This window comes from Bartonella sp. TP, assembly GCF_030406085.1.
Classification (GTDB): domain Bacteria; phylum Pseudomonadota; class Alphaproteobacteria; order Rhizobiales; family Rhizobiaceae; genus CALTWN01.
This window is the reverse complement of the sequence record NZ_CP129002.1, coordinates 784,267-795,773: the sequence shown is the minus strand read 5'-3', so window position 1 is coordinate 795,773 and position 11,507 is coordinate 784,267. Positions and strand designations below refer to the sequence as shown.

The 11,507-nt window shown below is 38.6% G+C and carries 10 protein-coding genes, 1 tRNA gene and 1 pseudogene (1 of these 12 running past the window's edge); 3 read left to right on the top strand and 9 right to left on the bottom strand.

Annotated features, from left to right (window positions below; genetic code table 11):
- Window positions 1-1,223 carry the 3' portion of a M23 family metallopeptidase gene (locus tag QVL57_RS03880; RefSeq protein WP_290075883.1) on the top strand. The gene continues 682 nt to the left of window position 1, outside the view, so 1,223 of the gene's 1,905 nt are visible here — the last part of the coding sequence; the start codon falls outside the window, past its left edge; it ends in the stop codon at window positions 1,221-1,223.
- On the opposite strand, the gene clpB is transcribed toward QVL57_RS03880, so the two are convergent.
- The 7 genes from clpB to QVL57_RS03845 form a co-directional block, all read right to left on the bottom strand.
- The gene (clpB, locus tag QVL57_RS03875; RefSeq protein WP_290075881.1) at window positions 1,220-3,796 is read right to left on the bottom strand and encodes an ATP-dependent chaperone ClpB; all 2,577 of its coding nucleotides are present in this window, start codon (window positions 3,794-3,796) and stop codon (window positions 1,220-1,222) included. The two genes, QVL57_RS03880 and clpB, sit on opposite strands and share 4 nt — an antisense overlap.
- Before the next feature lie 69 nt (window positions 3,797-3,865).
- Window positions 3,866-4,054, bottom strand: a complete 189-nt coding sequence (gene yacG, locus QVL57_RS03870) for a DNA gyrase inhibitor YacG (RefSeq protein ID WP_290075879.1) — start codon at window positions 4,052-4,054, stop codon at window positions 3,866-3,868.
- Window positions 4,038-4,685 carry a Maf family nucleotide pyrophosphatase gene (locus QVL57_RS03865; protein ID WP_290075877.1) on the bottom strand — a complete coding sequence of 216 codons (648 nt, stop codon included), beginning with the start codon at window positions 4,683-4,685 and terminating at the stop codon, window positions 4,038-4,040. The genes yacG and QVL57_RS03865 overlap by 17 nt, the downstream gene beginning before the upstream one ends.
- Before the next feature lie 47 nt (window positions 4,686-4,732).
- Window positions 4,733-4,951, bottom strand: coding sequence for a translation initiation factor IF-1 (infA, locus tag QVL57_RS03860; RefSeq protein ID WP_290075876.1), 219 nt, complete (start codon window positions 4,949-4,951; stop codon window positions 4,733-4,735).
- 68 nt (window positions 4,952-5,019) lie between these two features.
- Window positions 5,020-5,409 carry a DUF2948 family protein gene (locus tag QVL57_RS03855; protein WP_290075875.1) on the bottom strand — a complete coding sequence of 130 codons (390 nt, stop codon included), beginning with the start codon at window positions 5,407-5,409 and terminating at the stop codon, window positions 5,020-5,022.
- 21 nt (window positions 5,410-5,430) lie between these two features.
- Entirely contained in the window at window positions 5,431-6,723 is a 1,293-nt protein-coding gene (murA, locus tag QVL57_RS03850; RefSeq protein WP_290075874.1) for a UDP-N-acetylglucosamine 1-carboxyvinyltransferase, read from the bottom strand.
- A gap of 112 nt (window positions 6,724-6,835) precedes the next feature.
- Window positions 6,836-6,973 (bottom strand): hypothetical protein, encoded by a 138-nt coding sequence (locus tag QVL57_RS03845; protein WP_290075872.1) that lies wholly within the window; start codon window positions 6,971-6,973, stop codon window positions 6,836-6,838.
- A 105-nt stretch (window positions 6,974-7,078) separates the two neighbouring features.
- Between QVL57_RS03845 and QVL57_RS03840 the strand changes: the two genes are divergently transcribed.
- Window positions 7,079-7,153: transfer RNA gene (locus QVL57_RS03840), tRNA-Thr, on the top strand.
- A 117-nt stretch (window positions 7,154-7,270) separates the two neighbouring features.
- A pseudogene (locus tag QVL57_RS05710) lies at window positions 7,271-7,546 on the top strand (DUF4167 domain-containing protein); the annotation flags it as partial.
- Between the two features lie 287 nt (window positions 7,547-7,833).
- Here QVL57_RS05710 and QVL57_RS03830 read toward each other — a convergent pair.
- Window positions 7,834-8,649, bottom strand: a complete 816-nt coding sequence (locus QVL57_RS03830; RefSeq protein WP_290075868.1) for a ferredoxin--NADP reductase — start codon at window positions 8,647-8,649, stop codon at window positions 7,834-7,836.
- Window positions 8,650-8,652: 3 nt separating this feature from the next.
- A complete protein-coding gene (gcvP, locus tag QVL57_RS03825; RefSeq protein WP_290075866.1) occupies window positions 8,653-11,481 on the bottom strand; it encodes an aminomethyl-transferring glycine dehydrogenase in 2,829 nt (942 codons plus the stop codon).
- Window positions 11,482-11,507 lie beyond the last annotated feature (26 nt).

Genomic DNA, 11,507 nt, shown 5'->3' with positions numbered 1-11,507 from the left:
AAAAGGTCAAAAATAAACCCACTACAATTAACAGCGAGCTAAAAATTACAACAGAAAACCTTTCGATTCTCAATAAAACCGAAAATGAAAATAGCGAATATAGTTACGCAGAAGATCTTATACCTTTTTCTAAAAATCAACCGATTATAAAAGCACTAGAAACGGCCAACTACCACACAGATGCCAACTCAGGAATAATTAAAGCTTTAACAAAACAGCTCTTAACTGATAGGCTAGATTATAATGGAATTATTCGGTTGGGCTTAACCAGTGACGAAGATGGCAACGAAGCTATAGTAAGAATCACTATCTATAAAGATGCCACAGCAATTTTAACAATTGCCGCAGACGATAATAATAATTATATCAAATCCGAAGCCCCAGAAATGACACCAATTCTACGCAAAGCTTTATCTGGTAAGCTACCCGTACTAAATATAGACAGAGAACCTTTAATGTCTCTGTATGACAGCATATACCGCGCCACGCTTTCTTACGGGTTACCAGAAGAATTAACTAAACAGTTATTTCGTGTCTTAGCGGTAGATATTGATTTACAAGCCCCAACCACATTAACAGACACAATAAACATTTTTTACCCCTATAATAAAGATAATAAGGATATAGCCTTATTCTATATAAACGCGAACATAAGCGGAAAAATCCATAAATATTATCGCTATCAAAACGTTCGCGGCAGCATTGATTACTATAACGCAGACGGCAAGAGCGCCCGACAGTTCTTACTGAGAAAGCCTGTGCCAAGCGGACACTTTACCTCCCCATTTGGTAGCCGACGCCATCCTATATTGGGCTATGTACGTATGCATACTGGCGTAGACTGGGGCGCCAAAAAAGGCACAGCAATAATTGCAGCAGGTGATGGAATAGTTATAAACGCCAGCCCAACGCGTGGCTATGGAAACCACACTGAAATACAGCATGCAAACGGTTATGTAACATCTTATTCACATCAAAGTGGCTTTGCGGCTGGCATACAGCCGGGCGCGCACGTAAAACAAGGACAAATTATAGGATATGTAGGCTCCACTGGTCTTTCTACAGGAGCGCATTGCCATTTTGAAATTCTAGTAAATAAAACAAGAGTAGACCCAATGCGAGTGCGCATACCAGATAGTAAATCACTGACTGGTCGAGAATTATCCCTATTCGAGCAAACCAGAAATAGTATTGATAACGCGTTAAACGAAAATCGCTTTTAAGACCAATCGAAATTCAAAGCATTTTCACCCATAGATACTTTAACGGTAGCGTTATCTGCCAATTTACCCTCAAGCAATAAAGCGGCTAACTTATCTTGGATCTCTTTTTGTAACACCCGCTTTAAAGGTCTAGCACCATATACTGGATCATACCCCTTTTTCGCAAGCCATATATTCGCTTGCGGGGAGAGTTCTAATGCTATCTGCCGCTCCATAAGTCTGCTACGCAATTTATCTAACTCAATATTGACTATTGCTTCTATATCCGAAAGAGTTAACCGATGAAACAAAATAATGTCATCTATACGATTTAAAAACTCCGGTCTAAAAGACTGGGTCAACACGTTCATAACTTGCGGAGCAACTTTTTCTGTAGATTCATTTTCACCAAGAGTCGCTAGATATTCAGCCCCCAGATTAGAAGTCATAATAATTAATGTGTTACGAAAATCTATAAGACGACCCTGAGAATCTGTCAATCGGCCATCATCTAGGACCTGTAACAAAATATTGAATATATCTGAATGTGCCTTTTCTATTTCATCTAAGAGAATTACTTGGTATGGCCTACGCCTAACCGCTTCCGAAAGCACACCCCCTTCTTCATAACCAACATAACCTGGAGGAGCACCAATTAGCCTAGCAACAGAATGCTTTTCCATATACTCTGACATATCAAAACGCAACATAGCAGTTTCATCATTAAATAAAAAATTAGCTAAAGCTTTAGCGAGTTCAGTTTTACCTACGCCAGTGGGTCCTAAAAATATAAAAGAACCTAGTGGACGCTTCGGATCTTGAAGGCCAGCTCTTGAGCGCCGCACTGCGTTTGACACGGCAGCTACAGCCTTTTTTTGTCCTATGACTCGCTTACCGATTAATTCTTCCATATGTAATAATTTTTCTTTTTCTCCCTCTAGCATACGCTCAACTGGAATGCCGCTCCATTTAGCGATTACTTGAGCTATATGCTCTGGCCTTACGGTCTCTTCTAATAACCCAACTGTCCTATCTTGCTTTTCTGCGCTCACCAAATCCGCTTCTAATTGCGGAATAATGCCGTAAGATAACTCACCTGCTTTTTGAAATTCACCAGAACGCTGCGCTATAGCTAAAGCATTTCTTGCTTCTTCCAACTGCCGCTTTAAATCCGCAGCTCGGCCTAATTTTTGCTTTTCCTCTTGCCACTTTACTGTAATTTCATTAGATTGCTCCTCTAAAGCCACCAGCTCCGCTTGTAAAGCTGTAGTACGAATCTTAGAAGCTTCATCATTTTCAAGCTTTAACATTTCAAGCTCAATCTTAATTTGCATTATACGCCGATCCAGCTCGTCTAATTTCTCTGGTTTGGAATCTATCTGCATCTTTAATCTAGCCGCTGCCTCATCGATTAAATCAATAGCTTTATCTGGTAAAAATCTGTTAGTGATATATCTATTCGATAAAGAAGCCGCTGCGATTAAGGCAGAGTCTGATATACGAACTTTGTGGTGTTGTTCGTACCTTTCTTTCAATCCACGCAAAATAGAAATAGTGTCCTCTACACTAGGAGCTGCCACAAATACACTCTGGAACCTTCTAGCCAAGGCAGCATCTTTTTCTACATATTTACGATACTCATCCAATGTTGTCGCACCTATGCAATGTAGATCGCCTCTAGATAAAGCTGGCTTTAATAAATTAGATGCATCCATAGCCCCGTCAGATTTACCAGCGCCAACTAAAGTATGCATTTCATCAATAAATAAAATTATGCTTCCATTCGCAGCACTTATTTCATTTAATACTGCTTTTAAACGTTCTTCAAATTCACCTCGATATTTCGCCCCAGCTATTAAAGAGCCTAAATCCAAGGCTAATAAAGATTTACCACGCAAACTTTCCGGAACATCATCTGCAATAATCCTTAGCGCAAGACCCTCTACTATTGCCGTTTTTCCTACACCTGGTTCCCCTATTAAAACTGGATTGTTTTTTATACGACGTGATAATACTTGGATTGTTCGTCTTATTTCTTCATCTCGACCAATCACAGGGTCTAATTTTCCATCAAGGGCAGCTTGCGTAAGGTCCCTGGCGTATTTCTCTAGTGCTTGATACTGATTTTCTACAGAAGGACTATCGGCTTTACGCCCTTTGCGCAAAGTACTAATTTCTATGGCTAAATTTTTTACATTTATATTCTGCTTAGCAAATAATTCTGAAAGTTTATCTTTACTATTACCGACTATGGCTTCTAATATACGTTCTACTGTGACAAAACTATCGCCATTCTTAATAGCCAGAGCTTCACTTGTATTAAGTAAGTTCGTTAGCTCTGATGAGAGATAAACCTGATCAGAGCTACTGCTTACTTTAGGAAATCCTGCAATAAACACAGCAAGATCATTTTTTAATAACTCAATATCCGCACCCAGCCGACGCAATAAACTAGAACATAATCCATTGTTATCATCAATCAAAACTTTTAACAAATGAGCTGGCTGTAATTGTTGATTTTGTAACGAAATTGCATAATTTTGTGCTGCTTGCAAAAATCCCTGTGCTTTTTCAGTATATTTGCTTATATCCATTCTCGCCTCGCTTATATATTAAAAAATCTATATAATATATAAGCAGGCTTACAGTTCTCGGCAAGCAAGTCAACTTTTTTCTATATCTGCATCTTCGTTCTGCATTTCATCTGTAGCAATGATATAATTACCCGTAAGCCAATGATGTAAGTCTGCTAGCTTACATTTTTCACTACAAAATGGAAAAAAATTTTGATCAATAAACTTATGACAACGTAAACATTTTCGTTTACTAAAGCTATTAGCTACGCAATTCATCCTGATGCCATTGCTGAAAGATTGGATAGCCATATGACTGAAGAAGATTCACAGTCGAAGCTAATGGCAGCCCAACCACATTGCTATAAGAACCTACTATGCGGGTTATAAAACCAGCGGCTAAACCTTGTATAGCATACCCTCCAGCTTTATCTTCCCATTCTCGAGAAGCTATATAGGCTTCAATAATATCTTCACTAAGACGAGCAAACCGTACACGCGTTTCTGAAATTTTACAGCTATGCTTACCTTTTTCATTTATAACACAAAGAGCAGTAAAAACTTTATGTGTACGACCAGAAAGTAATTTTAAGCACTCAATAGCATCTTCATTGTTATTAGGTTTTGGTAATACAATACGTCCTACAGAAACTGTAGTATCCGCAGCTAAAACTATAGAATGTTTATAAGCTTCTAACTTAGACATACGAGCATAAGCCTGAAGCGCTTTTTCTTGAGCTAATCTTTTAACCAAAAAACGCGGATGCTCTTTATATTTTGGCATTTCATCTATATCTGTCGCATAAACGTAATCTGGCTCTACGCCTATCTGGCGTAATAAAGCTAATCTTCTAGGAGAAGCAGAGGCTAAGATCAACTTTAATGTAGCTATTTTTTTTTCTAATGCCATAAATGCAATATCCAATTTAAATTATTACCAACCAGTATTTACATAGCTTATTTATAGCGGTATGTAATCCTGCCCTTGGTTAAATCATAGGGGGTCATTTCTACCATAACTTTATCGCCAACCGAGACCCTTATTCTATTTTTGCGCATCCGACCAGCTGTATGAGCTACAATTTCATGATTATTATCTAATTTAACGCGAAACATCGCATTCGGCAATAGCTCTATTATTACCCCTGAAAATTCTAGCACTTCTTCCTTAGCCATATATATCCTTACTATACGATAAATTTCTTGTTTCGCAACCTAATATATTTTTTTATAGAATACAATGCCTAAATATCTACTAACCGTGCTTCTATACACTCAACGGTCAAGCGCAAGGCGGTTTTATCTTCAAAATGCATTATTATCTCACCATAAATATCTGTATGCCTATCAGGTAGAAAATGTATAGCTAAAAGAGTATAGGACCGAGTTTTATCTTTACAATTAATACCACTTGCACTAAGCTTTTCTACACGGTCAAAATGTAAAACACTATCACAGCTTAAAATTGGCGCCCCTTCCTTCTTTTCTTCCCATCGCAATCTTTTCATCGCTAGTAGCAACCTAGCCTGTTCTGGATCCCAATCTATGTCATTTAGCGTCAAAATAGCTTTTTGACTATATGCCGAAATTATCGTTAAATCTTCACTATCTAATGCCAACAATTTTAATGCCATAATATTTTACCCATTTCTTCTTTAGGCTCCCCTTATCCGCTCTATCTGCGCGCCACAATTGCTAAGCTTTTCTTCTAAATTTTCAAATCCTCTATCCAAGTGATAAACTCTATTTACAATTGTTTCGCCTTCTGCAACTAAACCAGCTATTACTAATGAAACCGAAGCACGCAAGTCTGTCGCCATAACCTGCGCCCCCTTTAGTTTTTTTACCCCCTGCACTATAGCAGTTTGCCCTGCCAAACTAATACTGGCACCTAATCTTGCCAGTTCTTGAACATGCATAAAGCGATTTTCAAAAATAGTCTCCGTTACACGAGATATACCATCAGCCTTAGTCATCAAAGCCATAAATTGAGCTTGCAAATCAGTAGGAAAACCAGGATAAGGTCGCGTTATGATATCCACGGGCTCTATTTCTTTGGCATAGCGAGAGACAAGCAAACCTCGTTCCTGCTGCTCAAATTTTACACCGCAAGCACTCAAAGATTCTAGCACAGCATTTAAAAGATCTGTATGCGCCCCCTCTAACAACACACTGCCCCCGGTCATCGCCGCGGCTATAGCATAAGTGCCTGCCTCAATACGATCAAAAATTACAGCTTGCCTAGCCCCATGTAAGGTTGACTGACCTTGTATAGTTAAAGTCTCAGTACCTACACCATTTATTTTAGCACCCATCGCTATCAAACATTCACACAAATTGGTAACTTCAGGCTCTTTTGCAGCGTTCTCTAATATAGTTTCCCCCTTTGCTAAGCTAGCCGCCATCAGCATAACATGCGTACCGCCCACCGTTGCTTTAGGGAATTTATATTTTGCACCTATCAATCCTTTAGGTGCTTGTGCATGCGCATACCCAGCTTCTATCTTTATATCAGCGCCTAACGCTCGTAGGCCGTTCAAAATAAAATCTACTGGACGCGTGCCTATAGCACAGCCACCAGGCAACGAAACACAAGCCTCGCCGCTTCTAGCAAGCAGTGGCGCTATTACCCAAAAACTAGCACGCATTTTAGACACTAATTCATAAGGAGCCCTTGTAGTAGCTATATTTTTTGCTGAAAAATGCACTACACGTCTGTAATATTCATCCAACTCCCCTTTACGGCCCTCTATGGTATAATCCACGCCCAAATTAGCTAGAATTCTTATCAATTGCTCAATATCCGCAAGATATGGTACATTTTCCAGGCACAAATCCTCCGCTGTCAAAAGCGAAGCAATCATCAAAGGCAAAGCAGCATTTTTTGCTCCAGAGATTTTTATAGTGCCATTTAAGCTATTACCACCTACAATTTTAATACGATCCATTTATCGTCCCAACGCAAATTATTTTTTAAAGTTCTGTTGCTAATATATGTTATAGTCTGTTTCAATTTCATCCTATATACATAAATATTTATTAATTTTTAGCTTATGTAGCCTAATTTTTGCTCGCACTGCTACGCTGCCTTGCCTGTTCTTTACGCTTTAATAAATTTTCTTTCAAGCGCTTAGCCAATTTTTGTTTCTCTAATTCTTTCTTTTCTAACTTCTGCCTATTGACACTACCCTTATACATATTATAAATCCTTTTATTAGGTAATTTATGCAAAATGCTTTATTATCTCTTTACTATTCTGTAATAATATGTAAAAGATGCCAAATGGTAAATTTAAATATATTTGCTGTGGTAGCTCAGTGGTAGAGCACTCCCTTGGTAAGGGAGAGGTCGAGAGTTCAATCCTCTTCCGCAGCACCAAGTCTTTTACTACAAAAATGATGTTATGATCTATAGTTTATATATTTATGTTTAAATAAAAGTCTTAAAAAAATTTACCTAATCCATTAATCCCATAATCAAAACATGAGCAACATAATGAGGCCACAGCAAAATAGACGTGTTAACAATAAGCATCGTCCTAATTTAAATCGCAAAACACAAAATCCTCTTTCAAAAACATTTGAAAGTAACGGACCAGGCATAAAAATACGCGGCAATGCACAACATATATACGAAAAATATATCGCCCTAGCCAGAGATGCCCAGGCAACCGGAGATAATATTATAGCCGAAAACTTCTTGCAGCATGCAGAGCATTATAAACGTATAATAATAGAGGCTACAGCTAACCAGCAAATATATAACCAAGAATTCGCTGCTGCGGAAATAAATATAGAGCCTATGGAGCAGTTCATGCCGCAAACATCAAGCGAAGAGCTAGAAGAAGATGTAGGAATAGCAGAAGAAGAAAATACACTTACAGTAAAAAAACCCAATAATAAACGCCCCCCTAAACAACAAAAACCATATATGCCAAATACAGAAGAAGACAATCCGACTGAAGTAGCAAAAATTAATAACAAAAAGCCAAATAGAAAAAGCGGTACAGCGCTTAAGAAAAAAGCCCTAGTAGAAGATAACAGCGACCAAATAACTGTCTAATTAACAAAAGCACGCTCAATAACATAATGGGCGGGAGCGCTATTTGCTCCTTCCTGCAATCCAAATTCTTCGCAAATATAAGCCATATCTTTTATCATTTGCATAGAGCCGCATATCATTACCCTATCTATATCTGCGTTCAAAGGCGGCAACCCAGTCTGTTTAAAAAAATCTTTATTACTTATTTGGTCTGTAATGCGGCCCATATGACTAGAAGCTTCGCGCGTAGTTATAGGATAAAATTTTAATTTAGAAACAAAATCCTTCAATAAACCATCATATTTAAGATGATCGACAACCTCCTTAATATAAACCAACTCAGAATTTTCTCTGGTAGTTTGTATTAAAACAACCTCTTCAAACTTTTCATAAGTCTCTAAATCTTGAATAATACTAGCAAAAGGCGCTACACCTGTGCCAGTAGAGATTAAATATAAACGCTTGCCCGGTAAAAGTGCATCAAGCACTAGAGTGCCAGTTGCTTTTTTTCGCATCAATATTGTATCGCCGCTAACAATTTTTTGCAAATGTGAAGTCAAAGGTCCATTCGGCACCTTAATAGAAAAAAACTCTAATTCCTCCGACCAAAAAGGACTCGCTATAGAATAAGCCCTATATATTGGATTTTTTTCTAAAGGCAATCCTATCATAACAAACTCACCAGAACGAAAGCGAAAACTGCTCGGTCTTGTAATAGCAAAGCTAAATAGCCTGTCCGTATAGTGCTTTACTCTCAAAACCTCCTGAGCAAAAACATTTTCTGGCAAATCGCCATAAACTATTTTTTCACCACGCAATATAATATCACTCATAACTTAACCTTCATATTCACTCATTGGCGGACAGCTACACACTAAGTTTCTGTCACCAGCTACGTTATCTATTCTACCGACAGGCGAGAAATATTTACTATTATTTGCTTCTATTCCTGTAGGAAAGCAAGCCTCTTCTCTACTATAGCAATGATTCCAGTTGTTATTCAAAGCATCAGCTAGCGTATGTGGCGCATTTATTAACGGATTGTCATCACGAAGCCAAACCCCATCTGCAACTTGCTGCGCCTCTACATAAATAGCACGCATCGCCTCACAAAAACGATTTAACTCTTCTAAAGGTTCAGATTCAGTAGGCTCTATCATCAAAGTACCAGATACCGGAAAAGACATAGTCGGCGAATGAAAACCATAATCAATTAACCTCTTGGCAATATCTTCTACATCAATATTAAAAGCATTTTTAAGCAAACGAATATCTAAAATGCATTCATGAGCAACCAACCCATGTTTTCCTTTATATAATACGTTATACCCATGTTTTTCTAAAGTTTTTGCGATATAGTTAGCGCTTAATATAGCACATTGCGTAGCTTTTTTAAGTCCCTCCGCACCCATAAGCCGAATATACATCCAAGAAATAACCAATATAGAAGCACTACCATAAGGCGCACTGGAAACTGCAAAAGCTGGCTTATGGCCACTTACATGCCCCGGAAGAAATGGTACCAAATGTTTTGCAACCCCAATAGGCCCCATTCCTGGCCCACCGCCGCCATGAGGTATAGCAAACGTTTTATGTAAATTTATATGGCAAACATCAGCGCCTATATCAAAAGGCCGAGCCAAGCCAACTAAAGCATTAAGATTTGCGCCGTCAAAATACACCTGACCGCCATAATTGTGAATAACCTCGCAGATCTTTACAACATCTTCTTCGTATACTCCATGAGTTGAAGGGTAAGTTATCATTAACGCAGCTAGATTATTGCTATGTGATTTAGCTTTAATCTGTAAGTCCTCAAGATCTATATCGCCTTGTGCATTGCATTTAACAACCACAACTTCCATACCCGCCATATGTGCAGAAGCTGGATTTGTGCCATGAGCCGAAGCTGGAATCAAACAAATATTACGGTTAGTTTGGCCTATGCTAAGAAAATAACGCCGAATAGCTAATAATCCTGCATACTCCCCCTGAGCGCCAGAATTTGGTTGAAAGGATATTTTCTTGAACCCAGTTATAGAGCACAAATAAGCCTCTAGCTCTGTAATTAATTGCAAATATCCATGACTATCCGCAGCTGGCGCGAAAGGATGTATTTGACTTAATTTGGGGTTACTCAGAGGATGCAGCTCAGCAGCTGCATTTAATTTCATAGTACAAGAACCCAAAGGTATCATAGCTCTATCAAGCGCAAGGTCTTTATCGCTAAGACTACGCAAAAAGCGCATCATCTGCGTTTCAGAAAAAATCATGTTAAAAGCCTTATGCGGCAATAATACCGTACGGCGCAAATCTTCTTCATACAAGACTGTAGGCATCTTATTATTATCAACCACAACTTGGATGCCGAATAAATCACATAGCTCTTCCACATCACTCAAGCTAGATAATTCATCAAAATTTATAGATAATAAGTTATCATCAACAGCTCTCAACAAAATACCTTTTTCATATGCCTGCCGCTGTAAAACCCGCGCTTGATTTTTAACAATTACGGTTACACAATCAAAAAATTTCTTGCCCAAAAGTTCTAGTCCAGCTGCCTTGCAAGATGCAGCAAAAATACTAGCCAATCTATGAACCTGTTCAGCAATCGCTTGCAAGCCTTTTCCGCCATGCCATATAGCAAATGCAGCGGCCATATTAGCCAACAATACTTGTGACGTACAAATATTAGAAGTAGCTTTATCGCGCCTAATATGCTGCTCACGTGTCTGCAAAGCCAACCTATAAGCGGGTCGCCCTTCTCGATCACTTGAAAGCCCAACAATACGCCCAGGCAATAAACGAGTTAGCGCTTCCGTGGTAGAAATATAGGCGGCATGCGGCCCACCAAATCCCATAGGCACACCAAAACGCTGCATAGACCCTACGGCAATATCCGCCCCCATATCTTTTACTGGTTTAAGCAAACAAAGAGCCAGAGGATCAGCGACCAAAATCACCAATATTCCACGTGATTTTGCTTGATCTATTAACGCACTATAATCATGCATCACTCCGTGAGTATCAAGAAGAGGTAAAACAAGAGCAGCAAAATCGGTAGTTAAAGTGGCATCAGCATCTAACACTACTAATTCATACTCTTTGGTAGAAACCCTGGTCTTTAATACATCTAAATTCTGTGGATGCAAGTCTGCGGCTAAAGCAACCTTATTACGATTACCTTTAAAAAACCTAACAGACATATCACAAGCCTCAGCAATTGCCGTGCCTTCGTCTAAAAGCGAGGCATTGGCCACTGGTAATCCTGTAAGATCACTAACCAATGTTTGAAAATTAAATAATAACTCTAAGCGCCCCTGGCTAATTTCAGCTTGATAAGGCGTATAAGCAGTGTACCAAGCTGGATTCTCAAATAAATTACGTAAAATAACACTAGGCGTAAAAGTACCATGATATCCTTGACCTATAAAGCTCTTATGTAGTTTATTTTTTTCTATAATTGTGCCAATAACATTCAAAGCTTCATTTTCAGAAAGAGGCGATGGCAGCTCTAATTCTTCCTTGGCTAATATATTCTCTGGCATGGCTTTTACACATAAATCATCCAAAGAGTTAGCACCAACAATGGTAAGCATATCTTCTATAGCTTCTGGAGTCAGACCGATATGCCGTTGATAAAATAATGATTGCTGCTTCATATCTAAATCCTGTACTAAATCAATTA